Origin of the sequence: Corynebacterium yudongzhengii (assembly GCF_003065405.1) — a bacterium.
GTDB lineage: Bacteria > Actinomycetota > Actinomycetes > Mycobacteriales > Mycobacteriaceae > Corynebacterium > Corynebacterium yudongzhengii.
Genome location: NZ_CP026947.1, coordinates 394991 through 412133 on the forward strand (window position 1 = coordinate 394991; position 17143 = coordinate 412133).

Sequence of the window (17143 nt, forward strand, 5' to 3'; positions counted from 1 at the left end):
TCGTCCAGAAACCAAGACATTCACCCGATGGCCATTAGGGAGCTGCGGGTGCGCTCGGTCACCGACCTCACCCCGGGGATGAGGCGCGTCGAATTCGAAGGCAAGCAGCTCGCCGGCCACACCCTCGATGGCACGTGGATGCCCCCGCTGGTCAGCACTGGTTTCGACGACGATGTCCGGATCATCTTCCCCGACCCGGCCACCGGCGAACGCCCCTACCCGGCACCGCTGGGCGACGGCCGACTGAACTGGAATGCTGAAGTCAACAGCCTGTTTCGCACCTACACGGTGCGCAGCGTCGATAAAGAGGCCAACAGCATCACCGTGGACTTCGCGCGTCACCAGCTGGGGCTGGCCGAAGGGTGGGTTGAGAACGCCGCCCCGGGAGATCCTGTCTGGGTGGTCGGCCCGAAGAACTGCGGCTCGCTGCCCGTACACCGCGACTGGCTGCTGCTCGCCGGCGATGAGACCGCACTGCCGGCCATTGCCCGCGGACTCGAAGAGGTGCCCGCGGGCTTTAAGGTGCACGCGGTCATCGAGGTGCCCACCCGGGCCGACACCTACCCCTTGGCCACCGCGGGGGATGCGGACATCCGCTTCGTCGTGCGCGACGAGGGCGGGGATTTCGTCTCCGCGGTGGAGGCCCTCGAGTTTCCTCCCGGCGAGGGTTTCGCCTGGGTGGCCGGCGAGGCGGGACGCATCAAGCCGCTGCGGCGCCTGCTCAAAGAACGCGGTATCGCCCACGAGGACCTCGATGTCACCGGCTATTGGCGCGCCACCGACGCCCGCCTCGACGAGGACGGCCGCGTGGTCGGCGGCGGCTATGACGCCCTCTTCCGCCTGCACGAACTCACCGACCTCGCTCCAGCTCTGGCCATCCGCGCAGGCGCACAGCTCGCGCTCTTTTCCCGCATCGACGCCGGGGAGAACAACCTCCACCGGCTGGCCCGTTCGACCGGCGTCGCCGAGGAGCGTCTCCTGCGCCTCGTGCGCTACCTCGCCGCGCTCGACCTGGTGACCCTCACCGAGAACGAGGCCCGAGTCGAGGTGGGGCTCACCGCCCTCGGCCAAGAACTCGCCAACCCGGAATCGCACGTGGCGGGAAGCCTCGTGGGGCCAGCTGCCCTGCGTGATCTGGCATTTCTGCAGCTGGAGTCGGCGCTGCGCGGTAACGCGCCGGTCCCGCTGGGCGAGGAAAAGCGCCCCTTCCGGGAGATCCTGGGCAATGATCGCCTCGCGCTTGCCGAGGACGCCCAGGCACAGTGGACCGCCCCGGCTGTGGCGGTCAGCGAGGACTTCGCGGCGCGACCCGTACTGGTCGTCGGACCAGGTAGCGGGGTGTATGCCGAAGAGCTTCGTCGACGTCATCCGGACTCCACGGTGACCGCGGGTGCGCGCGACGGGCGCCGATCCTCCACGGCGGAAGGCAGCGCCCCGAGCACAGACACGGCCGTTGCGATCGACCCCTTCGCGTGGGGATCCGCCAGTGAGATCCCCGCCCGCCTGGCTGAGCTCGAGGTCGAGGAGATCCACGTGGTGACCTCGCTGCTTCCTTTAACCGGCGGCGATGAGCACGATTATGAAAACGATCTCATGCGCATGTGCCTTATGGATACGGCGATCCCCTCGGCCCGGCAACTCGCCCGAGCACTTGCCGACGCCGGCTTCGTGGTCCGAGGCGAACGCGCCGTCGGGTGGGGCACGCACGTGGTTACTGCCGAAAGGAGCAAGGAAGAAACCACCCGATGAGCCAGGCACACGAGACATGGTCGACGGATACCGTCACAGGTCTTTTGGACTCGGTCTTCGCCGACGTTGGTCGCTCAGCAGCAGATCCCGAGCGCCTCGCGGTTGTCGATGCCGGGGGTCAGGGCGACCTGACCTATAGGCAGCTGGCCCAGCTCAGCGGTGCACTCGCCCGCCGGCTTATTGCCGCCGGCACCGCTGCGGGCGACCGCATCGTCGTCATCGGCGAGCGCTCTGTCGCGCAAGTGGTGGCGGCAGTCGCGGTGATCCGCGCCGGGGCCAGCTTCGTCCCCGTTGATGCCGAGGCGCCGGCAGCACGCATCCGCGCAGTTCTTCACGATGCCGCCCCGCGGATCGTCCTCACCACCAGTAGCAAGGCGCACGTTCCTGCCGGTGATCCGCACCCGCTCTGGTTGGACCTCGACGCCCAGGTCTTGCAGGAGCTGCGCCAGGAAGGGAAGCGGGAAAGCGGCGCTGTTTTGCCCGCGCGAAAGGTCACGCCGGAGGAACCGGTCTACCTCATCTTCACCTCGGGAACGACAGGCCGGCCCAAAGGTGCCATCAACCTCCACCGTGGGGTGGCCACCCACCTGCGGTGGATGGCCGACACCTTCGGAGGAGCCGACCAAGTAGTCCTGTGGAAAGCACCGATCGGTTTCGATGTCGCTGTCGCGGAGATCCTTAACCCCTTATGTGCTGGAGGAACCGTGATCGTTCCCCCGCGCGGGTGGTGGCCCGGAGACGTCGAGGAGATGGCTCATCTCATACGCGATCACAAGGTGACGGTCCTGTCCATGGTGCCCGGGATGCTGCGCGCGCTCCTCAACGCTTTCGACAGCCATGAGGACACAGCGCTGGCCCATCTGCTCCTCGGCGGCGAAGCGGTCCCCAGCGATCTCGCGCGGCGAGCAGGTGAGCTAGTGGGCTGTCGAGTATGGGGGCTCTACGGGCCTTCCGAGGCGGCAATGGACGTATTGGCCGTCGAGTACACCGACGCCCTCGAGGCGACGCTTGAGTCCCGCTCACCAGAACCCGGCCTGCAGGCGCCCCTTTTGGGATGGCCCCAACCGCAGGTCGAGGCGTTCATCGTCGGTCCTGACGGCGAGAAAGCCACAGACGGTGACATCGGGGAGCTGGTCCTCGGCGGGCCTCAGGTCGGCGCCGGCTATATCGGGCGGCCTGATCTCACCGACGCCGCATTTTCCTCCGCCCCTAGCGGCGGTCGGCGCTACCGCACCGGTGATTTGGCCCGGCGTGATCCCGCGACGGGGCTCTTCGAATACCACGGACGCCTCGACGAACAGGTCAAGATCCGCGGCAACCGCGTCGAGCTCGGTGAGGTCGACCAGGCACTGCGCCAAACCCCCGGGGTCCACGACGCCGCCGCACAGGTCATAGGCGACGGATTGATCGGCTTCATCGTGGCTGAGGGAGAACCTTCGACCGATAGCGGATGGGAGTACAAGGTGCGTCGTCACGCGGCCTTACTCCTGCCTGCCTATGCCGTGCCGGATCGCGTCGTGCTTATCGACGAGCTACCCGTCACCACCAACGGCAAGCTCGACCGCGCGGCGCTGAGCGCCGAATCGCCGTGATGCGCGGCCTCGAGCCGCACCTGCCTGCTAACCACTGCACCCCGACTCCCCGGGAGGATTCTCACCGATGCCGACATCCGACTCCACCGACCCCACGGCCGAGACGCTGCCGCTGACCTCTGCCCAGCGCGGCGTGTACGACGCCGTGCGGCTCGATCCCACCTCGTCCCATTATGTCGTGGGGGAGGTCCTCGAGCTCCACGGCACGGTGGACGTGGCGACGCTCACGCAGGCGATCACCGCCACGCACCGCGAGGCGGAGACCCTCCGGCTCAGGATCGCGGCCACCGGCGATGAACCCCGCCAGCGCGTCGCCCCAGAAGTAGCCCCGGTGGAAGTGCGCGATCTGCGCGCCACGCGCCACCCCAAGGTGCTGGCGGAAGCATTAGTCGACGCCGCGAAAACCGAGCTGGCCGAGCAGATCCAGCGCGCCGGGCTCGTCGAGGTGCCGCTGTGCCTCTACCGCGTCCTCGTTTTAAGCCCCGAAGAAACGTGGGTGATCCAGCTTTATCACCACCTCATCGTCGACGGGTACTCGGCGGCGCTGTTAAGCCGCCGCATCGCGGCCCACTATCGGGCGCTTCTCAGTGGCCACGAACCCAAGCCCTACCGCGGGGCGCCTCTATCCCAGCTGGTGGCCGACGACCGCGCGTACCTCGCCTCGCGCGAGCTCCGCGAAGACCGTGAGTATTTCCGCGGGCTGGCGGGCTCCCTGCCCGATCTGAAGGAACGAGAAAAGCTGAACGCAGCAACCGGTTCCGCGCCGGGTTCGGGCCGCACCCTGACCACCACCGTACGATTGCCCCGCACCGCGAGGGAGGAGCTCGATGCCGCCGCGCGCGAACTCGGCACCACGTGGGTGACCGCGGTGACCGCGCTGTGGGCCGCGTTCGTGTGGCAGGACACGGGCCGTCGCCCAGAACCGCTGGTACTGGCCATCCCGATGATGGCGCGGCGTACCCGCGCGTGGCGAGCCACTCCCGCGATGGGAGTCAACGTCCTGCCCCTGGCGGTGGTGGTCACTCAGAGCGCCACGCTCGCTGAACTGATCCGCGAGACGGACCGGAAGTTCCGCGAGCTTGCTGAACACCAGTGCTATCGCGGGGAGTGGTTGCCCCAAGACCTAGACATCCCCGGAGCCGGCGCGCTGCTGCACGGGGCGGGGGTCAACGCGAAAGTCTTCGATGTGCATCTTGATTTCGGAGAAGCGCAGGGCGCATTGCGTAACGTCGCGGGAGGGCCGCCGGAGGACTACGGGCTCGTCGTCACGCCGACCGCCGAGGGCGGCGCGGATCTCGGCCTCGAGACCGATCCCGCACGCGTATCCGGGGAGAAGGCACGCCAGCTCCTCGAAGAGTTCAGCGCTCTTGTGCATCTGGCCCCGACGCGCTTGAGCGCCCCGCTCGGCGAGGTGTGCGGGCCGGATGCCGTGGAGGAGACGGCGCTTATCGACGCCCGCAGGGCACTCACTCCGCAGGAAAAACCGCAGCCTTTGCGCACTCTGATCGAAAAACTCGCCGGGCAGAAGACCTGCCTGATCACCGATGACGAGACCCTCAGCGCCGATGAGCTGCGCCGCAGAGTACTGGAGCTATCGCGTAGGCTGCCACGAGGCAACGTCATTGGCATTGACTTAGACCGCGGAACGGAACTCGTGGTCACCGTGTTGGCGGCCCTGCACGCCGGGGTGGCGTTTACCTGCCTCGATCCTCAAGCCCCGGCACGGCGGCAGCGAGACATCCTCGCACGGGTGGGAGCCCACTGGGTGGCCGGCCGAGATCCGCTGCCGGTGCCCAGGCCTGAAGCTCAGAATGCGCAGACCGGCGAGCCTACTTCAGAAGATCTCGCTTATGTGCTTTTCACCTCGGGGAGCACGGGGGAACCTAAAGGTGTCGAGGTCACCCGCGGCAACCTCGAGGCGCTGCTCGCCGGCCACCTGGCGGGGCTTTATCGCCGTCAGCGCGGCCTCGTCGCGCACACCGCGGCGTTCACCTTCGACGCCGCGCTCGATCAGCTGTTGTGGCTGCTGGCCGGGCATTGCGTGCGCCTGTACTCCGAGGACATCCTCGACGACCCCGCAGAGATGGTGGCGAGGTTAGATGCAGAGGGAATAACCGTCATGGATTCCACGCCCTCGCTGATGGGCGCCCTGATCGGCGCGGGGCTACTCGAGCTTCCCGCTCTCAGGTTGGTGGTCGTGGGAGGCGAGGCCCTTCCGCAGGCATTGTGGGATCAGCTTGCCCACACACGCGTCGCTGCGATCAACGTCTATGGCCCCACCGAGTGTTGCATTGACGCGCTCACCGCCGACGTCGTGCCGGGGGCAGCCGTGATTGGCCGCCCGGTGGCGGGGATGCGGGCGTACGCGCTGAGTGAGGGTAAAACGCTTGCCGGACCTGGTGAAAAGGCGCGGCTCTACCTCGCCGGGCCCCAAGTCGCCCGCGGCTACCTCGATGACGAGGAGCGCACCCGAGAGGCGTTCATCACCACCACGGTGGATCCACGCCGAGGACCGGAGCGCCTGTACGATACCGGCGATCTGGTGCGCTGGCTTCCCCAACGAGGTTATGAATTCTTGGGCCGGGTCGATGACCAGTTAGAGGTCAACGGTCGGCGCATCGAACCCGGAGAAATCGAAAGCGCGCTTGTAGCCGCCCCGGGGGTTATGGCTGCGGCCGTCGTGGTCCGCGGGCGTGCTGGCCTGGTCGGATGCGTGGTGCCGGAGGCCGGCGCCGAGCTTTCGGAGGAAAGCGTGCGCGCCGAGGCCGCCCGCCGCCTGCCGGCGGGGCTGGTGCCGGGGCGGATCCGGCTCGTCGATACGCTGCCCGTGACCACCTCCGGGAAGGTTGATCGCGCGCGGCTGCGCGCCGACATGGATGCGGAGCACGCCGGCGAGGACTCCCACGGCGAAGCTGATGCCACGGTGGGTGCGCTACTGGAGAGCTGCCAGGAAACCATCGGCATCCCCATGCAGGCAGGCGAGGGCTTCATCGCCCAGGGTGGGGATTCGATCGGGGCGCTGCTCGTCGCCACGCGGCTGCGTGATAGCGGGTGGCACGTCACTCCGAAGGAGCTGCTCTCCGGGGCCTCGCTGGGGGAGGTGGCCGCGGCGATGACCCGCGATGATGAAGCCGTGCACAGCGCCGGCGTCGCGTGTCAGCCGGTGGGTGCGGCTCCGCTGTCGCCGGTGGCCGCCCGCCAGTGGGACAGTTGCCCGGATGCGCAGAGCTGGGCGGCGTATCGCCAGTATGGGGAGCTGGGAGTGAGTGCTACGCGCACGGCAGCGGAAAAGCTGGCGGCCCAGCTCGTCGAGGCCCATGCGAGCTTGCGTGCGGTCTTCGATCCGGATGGTCCCGATGGCCCCGCCTTGATCATTCCGCGGACCTCGTTGGTTGATCCCGCCGAGTGTGTTAAGGAAAGGCGTGAGTGCACGCTGGATGAGGTGGCGCAGGAACCTGGCCTGATTGATCCAGAAGCTGGGCGGATGTTGGCCGTCGTGCTGCTGGAAGACCGCGTCGGCCTGGTGGTCCACCATCTCGCTGTCGATGCGCTGAGCTGGACGACACTGCGCGCCGACGCCCACGCGGTGCTGGCGGGCACGGAGGCGCTCACACCTTCGGACGGGCTGCGCTCCCACCTGCAGTCCACGGCCGGTGATCCCCACGACGCAGAGCTCTCGGCGCTGCCCCTCGAGGAACTCGCACACTGGGCATCGGTTCGGCGTGCCTGCAGCGAGACAGACCTCCACCGCGGCCCGCATGCGGCCACCAGGGCAGAGGCCACGACCGTTCGGCGGGCGGTGGGTCTGCGAGCGGGGGCGGCGCTGGCGCAGGATCCGGAGACAGCGATGCTCGCCGCGATCGCCCGCGCGCACGCGCAGGCGCTCCACAGCGGCGGGCGCTCGAGCGGTGATGCGGGCATGCAGGTGGTGATCGGGGTCGAAGGCCATGGGCGCGACGGCGCGCTTATCACGGAGCGCGAGGTGGGCTGGTTCACCGTGGAATACCCCCTGGTAATCGAGGTGCCCGAGGGAGTCGACCCGCTTGCCGACGCCGTGGACCTGCGCCGCTGTGTCACCGAGGCCCGTGCCGCGGTGCCGGGTGAGGGAGCGGGATTCGCCCAGCTGGCGGCCTCTCCCGCAGGTGCGCTTCAGGGGCTCGACCTCGTCTCGCCGGCGGTGGTGGTGAACGTCATTCCCGCGGCGGCGGAGGCTTTCGGCGTGGCTGATTCACCGCGCCGACGCTGCACCGAGGAGATGACCTGCAACGTGTTTGTGCATGCGCAGGCCTCGGAGACAACAGCAGAGATCGAATACACAGTGGCAGGCGGCCACGAAGACGTCGACTCTTTCCACGCCCGCGTGGTGGCAGAGCTGGAAGCGCAGGTGGCGGCGGACGAGTCGGGGATTTGCGATCAACCGACCCGCGCCATCGAAGCTGCATACGGAGCCATGGAGGAGGTGCTGCCCGCCAGCCCCCAGCAGGCGGGCATGCTGTTTGAGGTCATGGCACACGACGCGGACCCCTACGCGGTGGCTATGCGTGTCGATCTCGTGGCCAACGACCCAGATTCGGTGAGCCTCGGCAGGCTTAAGCGCCGATGGGTGGAGGTCCTCGAACGTCACCCGGGCGTGATGATGGGCTTCGATGCCACCGCCGCCGGCCAGCCGGTGCAGTTCCTCCCGTCGCGGGAGGTGCGCCGTGCGCAGGCTTATGCGTCGTTTCGAGGAGTGGATGCCCGCTGTCTGGCCGCCCTCTCAGGGGACGCGGAAACCGTCGTTAACCGCTTCGTGTCCGAAGCCCGCGACCGGGACGTCGACATCTCGCGTCCGCCGCTCGTGCGCGCCAGCGTCGTGCGGACCTCGGAGACAGAGGCAACGTTGGTGATCAGCGGCCACCACCTGCTCACCGACAACTGGTCGACGGGGATCCTGCTGAAAGAGCTTCTCGACGACGCCACCCCGCGCGCCGACCTCCACGAGATCGAGAAGGTGCGTGCGTACCTGCGGCGGGTCGAGCGCCATCGCGTCAGCGACACCTCCGCGTGGCGCGCCTACGTGGCAGGGGCCGAGCCCACGCAGGTGGCCGATAGCCAAGGAACAGAGGATGCCGAGATCACTCTTCCGGTGCTGTCCTCTCACCCCAGGGAAGAGGAGCGGATCCTCGAGCGTGCCGAAGAGCGCGCCCGCCAGATAGGGGCTACCGCCGCCGAACTGGTGGACGTGGCCTGGGCGATCGTGCTCGGAGAGCTGAGCGGGCACAGCGACGTGGTCTTCGGTGTGACGGTGTCCGGTCGCCCGCTGGAGCTTACCGGCATAGGAGACGTCATGGGGTTGTTTGCCACGACTCTCCCGGCCCGCGTCGACGTCAACGGCCGCGAGGACTTTGAGGCTATGCTCCGCGAGTTCCACGACCAACGTCTCGAGCTCAACGAGCGCACCGCGGCTTCTGTGGCGGATATGGGGGCCAGCCAGCTCTTCGACACCATTGTCGTGACGGAAAACGTCCCTGATCCGGACGGCGAGGGAGCGCTGAAGATCGCCCGCACGGACTCACTCGGACAGACGCATTACCCCATGACGGTGGTATCGCGCCCCGGTAGGGGTGGAGGAGTCGTCCTCGCGTATCGTCCCGCGCTGGTCAGTAATGAGCGTGCTGAGTGGGCCGCTCACCGGCTCGGGGAGATTCTGCGCGCGGTAGCGCGTGGCGACGATAAGGCGCCCCGCGCCCACCTGCGCCCGCCTCAGCCCCGCCAGCAAGCGGCAGGTTCGGCGTCCGGCATTTCTATCGGGACGAGCGTCGACGACGCCGCAGCCACCATCGCCCGCGAGATGGGCGACCTCCTAGATCGCAGGGTTGGCTGGCAGGAGTCTTTCTCTGAGGCCGGGGGACACTCCCTGCTGGCTGTTGAGCTTCTGGGAAGGCTTCGGCGGTCAGGCCTTAAGCTGACGGTAGGGGACATCCTTGCCGGCGAAAGCCCGCGCGGGATCGCCGCACGCATCGGCGCGCAGAGCCCGGGCGAAGACTGGATCAGCGTGCAGACTTTCGGAGACGAGGTACCGACGATCTGGTGCATGCCGCCCGCCTCGGGCTTGCACGCCCCGTGGCAGGACTTAGCGACGTCGACCGGCTGCCGCGTGCGCGCGCTGACCTGGAACGACCGCCTGCAGGCCGAGTCCCTCACAGACGCCGCCCGCCACGTCGCGCAACGGATATGTAGCGTACAGCCCAGCGGGCCTTATCGGCTGGCGGGGTGGTCTTTCGGTGGAGCGTTGGCACATGCTGTGGCGGTGGAACTGGGCGGGCCAGCCGCGGTGGATTTCCTGGGGATCCTCGATGCTTATCCTGCGGTACGAGTATGGTCACACGCCCGCGTTCGCCGAGCGGAGAACGCCGGTGAAGGTTTGGCTGAGGTGTTCGGACTGGACGTCGAGAAGCTCGCCGCGATCGATCCGGAGGTGCGTCAGGCGATGGAAGATAACGTCGCCAGGAGTGCTTCCCTCTTAGAAAAAGCCGCGCCGCTGGGGTGGGATGGGCAGGTCTGCGTGGTGGTTGCTACCCGCACCCGCCTCGGACGCCCCGCCGGAAAGCGGCCCTGGGATCCGGTCGCGGCGTGGCAGGATACCGGGGCGGATGTGCACGCCTGTGAGGTGGCAGAGGACCACTTCGGGGTGGTCTCCGACCGGGGATGGGAGAAGGCGGGAGGCTTCTTCCTGCACCGCCTGCGTGACCTGGGGGTGATGTGAGGTTAGGATAACCTCATGCATTCGAGCGAGGTGTCAACTCTAACCGTGGCGCGCGCCGGGACTCGTCGACGCGTGTCCACTGTGAGTGCCCTCGGTATCGCTGTCTTAGTGATCGCGGCGGTCGTCGCATCGATGCTGTTCAGCTTCCACACGGGGGCGCGCGCCACCACGGCGGCGGAGATCTGGACTGCGCTTGACGACGGCCTGCGTTACGCCTGGTCCCCGGAGGCGCGAGAGCCCCAGCCTTTCGACGAAATCGCCATCCTGCTGGGCACCCAGCGCATCCCACGGACGTTTCTGGCTTTGATCGCGGGGCTGTCGCTCGGCGCCGCCGGCGCATTGATGCAAGGGTTTACCCGCAACCCGCTCGCCGAGCCGGGCATCCTGGGCGTCGGCCAGGGCGCTGCGGCCGCAGTCGCCGTGGGCGTGTCGCTCGGGTGGCTATCCGGCGAAGCGGCCTATACCGTGCCCGCGATCGGCGGCGCGCTGATCGTGACCACCTTGCTGTTCGTGCTGTCGTCCCGGGGTCCGGCAGCGGGCAGCCCGCTGGCGTTCATCCTGGCGGGCATGGCGCTCTCCGCGCTGTTTTCGGCGGTGGTCAGCGCGCTCGTGATCACGAATGAGGCGGTCCTGGACGCCCTGCGCAGTTGGGCCACCGGCTCCGTGGCCGGTCGCGATTTCTCAGTGGTGTTCGCCACCGCGCCCATCGCGCTGGTGGCCCTCGTCGTGGCCGTGGCGCTGGCGCCGGGCATCAACTTGCTCGCCCTCGGGGAGGACACCGCCTACTCGCTGGGGGTGTCCGTCTGGGGCTATCGGGTGGCGGGCATCCTCGCCGTGGCGGGCCTTTCGGCCGCGGCGGTGGCCGCGGCCGGGCCCGTCGCGTTCATCGGCCTCGCCGCCCCGCACATCGTCCGCGGGCTGACGGGCACCGACTACCGGCTCGTCATACCGCTGTCCGCCTTATGCGGTGGGCTCTTAGCCCTGTGGGCAGACATTCTCGGTCGTCTCGTCGTCGCGCCGGGCGAGCTACCGATGGGCGTCCTGCTCGCGGTCATGGGAGTGCCGGTGTTTATCTACCTGGTGCGCCGTGGCCGGATCGAAGGAGGCGGCTTATGAGTCAACGTCAGAGTCAGAGCCCCCACGCTCCGGTGCTGCGGGCTTTAAGGGTCGGCCCGGCGTCGATGCCTATCAACCCCCGCCTGCTGCTTTGCGTGGCGCTGGCGGGCGCGGTGTTGGCGCTCGGGGTGTGCTATTCCGTCACCCAGGGAGAGTTCCAGCTGTCCATGGGGGAAGTCCTCGCCGTATTCGCCGGCGGTGGCAGCGCCATCGAGCGCGCGGTCGTTTTCGATATGCGGCTGGGGCGCGCGGTGGTGGCCTGCCTGGTCGGCGCGGCCCTGGGTTTTTCGGGCGCGCTCACCCAGTCGGTGGCCCGTAACCCCCTGGCCAGCCCGGATATCCTCGGCATCACCAACGGGGCGTCGCTGGCTGCGGTGGCCACCATCATCTTCGCGGGCGCCGGTGCCGGCGGCGTCGTGGAGGCGGGGGCGACGACGGTGATGGCGACCGTCGGCATCCCCGGCGCCGCGATCATCGGCGCCGGGCTCGCGGCCGTGGTGATCTGGCTGTTGGCCGGCTCCGCCCGGGGCTCGGTGTTGAAGGTCGTGCTCATCGGGGTGGGCATGTCGATCTTCCTGTCCTCGATGACGACGTGGCTGTTGGCTTATGCGCAGTTGGATCGGGCGGCGTCGGCACGCATGTGGCTGACCGGCTCGCTTAACGGCCGGGACTGGAACCATGCGGGTGCGCCGTTCGTCGTCGTGCTGGTTGCTGTGCTAGTGGGCGGGTGGCTGGCATTCCAGCTGGCAGCACTCGTGCTCGGCCCGGCGACCGCCCACGTGCTCGGCCACCGGGTGGGCGTGGCCCAAGCCGTGCAGCTGGTGGTCGCGGTGATACTCGCGGCCGTCGCCGTGGCCGCGGCCGGGCCCATCGGATTCATCGCGTTCGTCTCCCCGCACGTGGCGCGGGGATTGGCGAGGACACCGACGCCCCCGCTCATGTTCTCCGCGCTGATGGGGGCGGTGCTTCTGCTCGGCGCGGATTTATTGGCGCGGGTGGTTCTGCCCTGGGAGTTGCCGGTGGGCGTGGTCACCGCCTTCATCGGCGCCCCCTTCCTGCTGTACATCATCGTGCGGGTTCGACGAGAGGAGACCGTGTGAGTTCGCCTGTGTTTGTTATGTCCGGGGTGCAGACGGGCTATCCCGATCGGCCTGTCATTACCGGGCTGGATCTCACGATCCCCGCCGGCCAGGTGACCTGCCTGATCGGCCCGAATGGGTCCGGCAAATCGACGTTGGTGAAAACGATGTGCGACCTCCTGCGCTACGAGGGCTCGCTCACCTTCGAAGGCCGCGAGCTGCATTCTTGGGGGCGCCGGGAGCGCGCCCGCAAGCTCGCGCTATTGCCCCAGACGCCGGTGGCGCCGCCCGGGCTGACGGTCCGTCAGCTGCTGGCGCGCGGCAGGCATCCTTATCAGTCCTGGCTGGCCCAGTGGTCCACGGCCGATGACAAGATCACCGCCCAGGTCATGGAGACGACCGGCCTGGGCGGGGTCGCTGACCGCCGGATCGGGGATCTGTCCGGCGGTCAGCGCCAGCGGGTGTGGATCGCGATGACGATGGTGCAAAACACCGCCACGATGCTTCTCGACGAGCCCACCACCTACCTCGACCTGGCCACCTCGGTCGACGTGCTGCGCTTGGTGCGCGCCCAGTGCGATGAGGCGGGCCGCTCGATCGTCATGGTGCTGCATGACATCAATCTGGCCGCGCGTTTCGCCGATCATCTGGTGGTCATGCGCCGCGGCGGCGACTTGGCGGCGACGGGTGCGCCGGCGGAGGTTATCACCGAAGAGCTGCTCATGGATGTCTTCGGGCTCGATGCCGTGGTGGCCGCCGACCCCGTGACGGGCGGGCCGCTCGTCGTGCCGCGCTGAGGACGCTGGGGCTCGACCCCCGAATAGGGTGGTCCCCGAGGGTTTTCTTGGGTAATCCAATAGTTAACCCTTTTGTGAGAGGCTAGGCTAACCTAACATCATGTCTGGGTTGGGTGCAGGTCCGAAAACTTGGCGCCCAGCTTTCTTGACACCGCATAGATCACTTCTCTGATTTCAAGGAGACGCATATGTCTACCTCTCTTCCCCGCCGGCTGACGGCCGCGGGTCTGGCACTGGCCACCATGGTTGGGCTCACCGCCTGCTCGAGCGACTCACCTGCAGACAACGATGGGTCTGCGGAGCAGTCCACCGAACAAGCCGCGGAGCAGTCCGCTCCCGAAGATGCAGCCTTCCCTCGCACCATTGACACCCTCGATGGGGCCGGTAACCCGACCGAGGTAGAAATCCCGGAGCAGCCTGAGCGCATCGTCTCCGGCGCGGTCTCGCTGACGGGCGCCCTTCTGTCGCTCGATGCGCCGGTGGTGGCTTCGAGTGGTGGTAACCCGAAGGCCCCGATGTTCGACGATGAGACCGGCTTCGGCCTGGCGTGGAACGACCTCGCCGAGGAAAAGGGCGTCGAGGCGACCTACACGATCGGCTCCGCGGATGCCGAGGCCATCCTCGCCCAGGAGCCGGACCTGGTCGTGTTGTCGAGCGTCGGTGCTGACGCCGGCGGGGAGATCTACGATCAGCTCAAGGACGTCGTTCCGGTGCAGGTCGTGGACTACTCGGATCAGTCCTGGCAGGAGACCACCCGCGAGGTGGCCGAGGCTGCCGGCCTGGAAGAGGGGGCGGACGAGGTCATCGCCAACTACGAAGAGTCCGTCTCTCAGGCGAAGGGGACGCTCGACATCGAGGGGCCGGTCAACCTCATCGCGCTCTCCCAGGAGGGCGGCGTGAACTTCTTCACCGAGGAATCGGCCCAGGGGCAGGTGCTCACCGAGCTCGGCATTGAGCTTGCCGTACCTTCCGACGATTTGGTGGGCACCACCGAGCAGGGCGGCGGACGCGGCGACATCAAGGCTGTCAGCGTCGAAAACGTTCCGCTGGCACTGGATGGCGAGACCGTCTTCGTTATGGACATCGATCCGGGCACGCCTGCCGACGAGCAGGTCCGCACCAACCCGGCACTCGCCGAGACCCCGGCCGTGGCGAACGACAGGGTCGAGCGCCTCGACGGCCAGTTCTTCCGCCTCGACGCGATCGCCGCCCAGGCGCTCGTCGATCACCTGGTGGAGACCTACGGCGCTTAAGCGTCGAGAAAGCGCTCGGGCAGCGCGCCGCGCGGGCGCACGAATAACCGGACCCGCCGGTTTGGGCGCTGCTGCCGCTCCCCGCAGTCATGCCATCCGAGCTTGCGGGCGGCGGAGTGGATGCGGTGGTTGCGGTAGTCGGGTTCGATGAGTACCGCCCCGCTGTGGGGATCGGCGTCGAGAAGCGCCTCGGCGAGGCGCCCCATGAGCGCCGAGAAGATCCCCCGCCCCGTCAATGCTGGGTCGCCGACCGCGATGTGGATGCCCAGATCATGCGGTAGCGAGGAGTAGCAGCCCGCGATCTCGTCGCGGTGAGGGCGGTAGATCTTGAGGTAGCACGCCTCAGCGCCCTGATAAGAGGCGATCACCGGAACGGAATACGTGGTCTTTAGCTGTGCGCGCCACAGCGCCTTCCAGCGTTCTTCCGGCCGGGGCTGTTCCCACGTCTCGACGAGATGGGGCCGGTTCATCCAGGTGGCCACGAGCGTGGCGTCAGCCTCGGGGTCGGCGCGGCGGAGTATAAACGTCGTGTCCGCTGCGTCGATGCGCTCCGGAATCGGCGGGGGATCCGCCAGGATCTCCTCGGCCGGGACGTCGGTGCGCAGCCGGTGGAGCACGGCTGCGGGATCAGGGGTGGGCATAAGCTCTCCAACTTCCTTTGCGTTCAGGTTAGCCTAGCCTAATATATTAGGATATTGTATGCGCGTCAAAGGAAGTGAGGGTGTGGCGTAGTGACCACAAGCAGCACAATTACCGATACCGCAGACCGCAACGGCCCCCATGAGCTCACCGACTTGCTCATCATCGGCGCTGGGCCCAAGGCGGTGGCGGTCGTCGCCAAGGCAGCTGCCCTGCGCACACTCGGACTGGCCGTACCCCGCATTACCGTCGTCGACCCCCTCGGCGTGGCCGGCAACTGGACGGAACGTGGCCACTGGACCACGGGCCGGCAGCCTTTGGGAACGCCGCCCGAAAAAGATGTGGGCTTCCCATATGCCTCGCACATAGCCGGCGAGAGATCCAGCGAGGTTGACGACGCGTTGTTCGCCTTCAGCTGGCCGCAGTACCTGCGCTCGACGGGGCGCTACGCCTCCTGGGTGGATCGGGGCCGCCCGCACCCGACGCACGCGCGCTGGGCCTCGTATCTGCAGTGGGCTGCCGAGCGTGCGGGCATGGATCTGCGGATCGCAGAGGTGGTTGCGCTCGACATCGACGCGGGGCGGTGGGTAGCTACCGCGTCAACCGCGAACGGGCTTTCTCTCCTGTCTTCGCGCTGCCTTATGGTCACCGGCCCGGGACCAGCCGACCGCCTGCCCTGTGGCAGTGGGGTGGCCGGAGTCTTCTCGGTGGCAGACTTCTGGGAGGCCATGGCCTGCGGGTCAGAGGTGGGCGATGATGTCGTGGTTATCGGGGCTGGAGAAACGGCGGGCACCATCGTGGCGGAACTGGGGCATCGGAAAGTGGCCAGGATAAGAATGGTCTCGCCTGGGGCGACGGCCTTCAGCCGCGGGGAGAGCCACTTCGAAAACGCGGTGTTTACCTCGCCCGCGGGGTGGGCTGGGCTCGCGGAATCGGTGCGCCGAGATTTCATCGCCCGCACCGATAGGGGAGTCTTCTCCACGCATGTGCAGGCCGAGCTCGATGCCCTCGAAGAGGCGAGCCACGTCAGCGGCCAGGTGGTTCGCGTGGCGGCGCATCCCGCCGGGGCCAGCGGGTGGGTTTAACGCTTGCCGACGGCCGCCAGCTCACCTGCGACGCTCTCATCGACGCTCGCGGCGGGCGCCCCGACTGGTTTGTGCCTCTGCTCAATGCCTCCGCCCGCGCGGCGTTGGGCTCGGCCTGCGGAGGCTGCAACGCCCGTGCGCTCGAGGCGACGATTGGGGTGGATTTGTCCGTCGAAAAGCTCTGCCCGAAGCTCTACGTACCCATGCTGGCGGGGCTGCGTCAGGGGCCCGGGTTTGCGAATCTCAGCTGCTTGGGCGAGCTTTCTGACCGCGTGCTGGCCGGGCTGTGAACATTGTTATGGCATAAGAAAAGCGCCGGCCCACCCGCAGGTGAGTCGGCGCTGATCACGCCTTAAAGGCTAGTTGATGTTGCCGTCGCCATCATCCAGGTGAGCGCGGATGAACCACTGGAACTTCTCGAGCTCCTGGGCCTCGGCGATGTAGAGGTCCTCGGTCATGGCGTCGAGCTCGCCGGCAGTCTTCTGCTCGGAGCGCAGGCCCTCCAGGACCTTGGTGTAGACGGCGTCGAGGGCACGCAGGTGCTCTTCCACGCCGGCCTTGTTGACGTCGTAGTCCAGGTGCTCGCCAGCGTGGCCAGCCGGGGTGCCCAGCGGGGAGCCGCCCAGGGTGGAGATGCGCTCAGCAACCTCGTCGGCGAAGCCACGAACCAGCTCGATCTGCGGGTCGAGCATCTCGTGGACGGCGATAAAGTTCTTGCCCACGACGTTCCAGTGAGCGTGCTTAAGGATGAGGTGAAGATCGTTGAAGTCGGTCAGGCGCTCCTGCAGGCCGTCGATGAGGGCCTTGGCGTCGCTATCAGAAATTCCGGGAACTGTGTAACTCATGCTTCCGATCATAGGAGCACAGAACTAGCCATGCAAACCTATTAGTCGTGGCCGTATTGATAGAAGAGGTTTATTCAGGGGTGTGGGGTGGGGCGCCTGTGCGGGTGGGGGTTAGGTCTTCTGGGGTTTGTGTGCTCAAAAGTCCTGGCTAATGGGCGTCTGTGTGGTTGCCTGGCTGGTGGTGGGGGTTTGTGTGTTGTGCCGGAGTTTTGGCTTTATTGGTGAACATGTAGTGGCAAGGTT

11 protein-coding genes are annotated in these 17143 nt (G+C 67.4%); 9 read left to right on the forward strand and 2 right to left on the reverse strand.

The window, feature by feature from the left end:
* Positions 1 to 27: 27 nt before the first annotated feature.
* The 7 genes from C3B44_RS01875 to fepB all read left to right on the forward strand — a co-directional run bounded on the left by C3B44_RS01875 (position 28) and on the right by fepB (position 14331).
* Positions 28 to 1749: a siderophore-interacting protein gene (locus C3B44_RS01875; protein ID WP_108430865.1), complete on the forward strand. Its 1722-nt coding sequence runs from the start codon at positions 28 to 30 to the stop codon at positions 1747 to 1749.
* Entirely contained in the window at positions 1746 to 3341 is a 1596-nt protein-coding gene (locus C3B44_RS01880; protein ID WP_108430866.1) for an amino acid adenylation domain-containing protein, read from the forward strand. Before C3B44_RS01875 ends, C3B44_RS01880 begins: the two co-directional genes overlap by 4 nt.
* 67 nt (positions 3342 to 3408) lie before the next feature.
* Positions 3409 to 10086 (forward strand): condensation domain-containing protein, encoded by a 6678-nt coding sequence (locus C3B44_RS01885; protein ID WP_108430867.1) that lies wholly within the window; start codon positions 3409 to 3411, stop codon positions 10084 to 10086.
* A gap of 72 nt (positions 10087 to 10158) precedes the next feature.
* A complete protein-coding gene (locus C3B44_RS01890; protein WP_235840342.1) occupies positions 10159 to 11202 on the forward strand; it encodes a FecCD family ABC transporter permease in 1044 nt (347 codons plus the stop codon).
* Positions 11199 to 12302 carry a FecCD family ABC transporter permease gene (locus C3B44_RS01895; RefSeq protein WP_108430869.1) on the forward strand — a complete coding sequence of 368 codons (1104 nt, stop codon included), beginning with the start codon at positions 11199 to 11201 and terminating at the stop codon, positions 12300 to 12302. Before C3B44_RS01890 ends, C3B44_RS01895 begins: the two co-directional genes overlap by 4 nt.
* The gene (locus C3B44_RS01900; protein ID WP_235840343.1) at positions 12299 to 13078 is read left to right on the forward strand and encodes an ABC transporter ATP-binding protein; all 780 of its coding nucleotides are present in this window, start codon (positions 12299 to 12301) and stop codon (positions 13076 to 13078) included. Before C3B44_RS01895 ends, C3B44_RS01900 begins: the two co-directional genes overlap by 4 nt.
* 188 nt (positions 13079 to 13266) lie before the next feature.
* Complete coding sequence (gene fepB, locus C3B44_RS01905) at positions 13267 to 14331, forward strand: Fe2+-enterobactin ABC transporter substrate-binding protein (RefSeq protein WP_108430871.1); 1065 nt, start codon at positions 13267 to 13269, stop codon at positions 14329 to 14331.
* On the opposite strand, the gene C3B44_RS01910 is transcribed toward fepB, so the two are convergent.
* Positions 14328 to 14972, reverse strand: coding sequence for a GNAT family N-acetyltransferase (locus tag C3B44_RS01910; protein ID WP_108430872.1), 645 nt, complete (start codon positions 14970 to 14972; stop codon positions 14328 to 14330). The genes fepB and C3B44_RS01910 overlap by 4 nt on opposite strands.
* 90 nt (positions 14973 to 15062) lie before the next feature.
* Here C3B44_RS01910 and C3B44_RS01915 point away from each other — a divergent pair, with 90 nt between their 5' ends.
* Together C3B44_RS01915 and C3B44_RS01920 are read left to right on the forward strand one after the other, a co-directional pair.
* The gene (locus tag C3B44_RS01915; RefSeq protein WP_108430873.1) at positions 15063 to 16055 is read left to right on the forward strand and encodes a SidA/IucD/PvdA family monooxygenase; all 993 of its coding nucleotides are present in this window, start codon (positions 15063 to 15065) and stop codon (positions 16053 to 16055) included.
* Positions 16046 to 16345, forward strand: coding sequence for a hypothetical protein (locus C3B44_RS01920; protein ID WP_108430874.1), 300 nt, complete (start codon positions 16046 to 16048; stop codon positions 16343 to 16345). The genes C3B44_RS01915 and C3B44_RS01920 overlap by 10 nt, the downstream gene beginning before the upstream one ends.
* Positions 16346 to 16414: 69 nt before the next feature.
* On the opposite strand, the gene dps is transcribed toward C3B44_RS01920, so the two are convergent.
* A complete protein-coding gene (gene dps / locus C3B44_RS01925) occupies positions 16415 to 16900 on the reverse strand; it encodes a DNA starvation/stationary phase protection protein Dps (protein ID WP_235840344.1) in 486 nt (161 codons plus the stop codon).
* Positions 16901 to 17143 lie beyond the last annotated feature (243 nt).

Coding starts and splice junctions, on each gene's coding strand:
- dps (WP_235840344.1), bottom strand. CDS start 16,900: ATGAGTTACACAGTTCCCGGAATTTCTGATAGCGACGCCAAGGCCCTC.
- C3B44_RS01880 (WP_108430866.1), top strand. CDS start 1,746: ATGAGCCAGGCACACGAGACATGGTCGACGGATACCGTCACAGGTCTT.
- C3B44_RS01875 (WP_108430865.1), top strand. CDS start 28: ATGGCCATTAGGGAGCTGCGGGTGCGCTCGGTCACCGACCTCACCCCG.
- C3B44_RS01895 (WP_108430869.1), top strand. CDS start 11,199: ATGAGTCAACGTCAGAGTCAGAGCCCCCACGCTCCGGTGCTGCGGGCT.
- C3B44_RS01910 (WP_108430872.1), bottom strand. CDS start 14,972: ATGCCCACCCCTGATCCCGCAGCCGTGCTCCACCGGCTGCGCACCGAC.
- fepB (WP_108430871.1), top strand. CDS start 13,267: ATGTCTACCTCTCTTCCCCGCCGGCTGACGGCCGCGGGTCTGGCACTG.
- C3B44_RS01885 (WP_108430867.1), top strand. CDS start 3,409: ATGCCGACATCCGACTCCACCGACCCCACGGCCGAGACGCTGCCGCTG.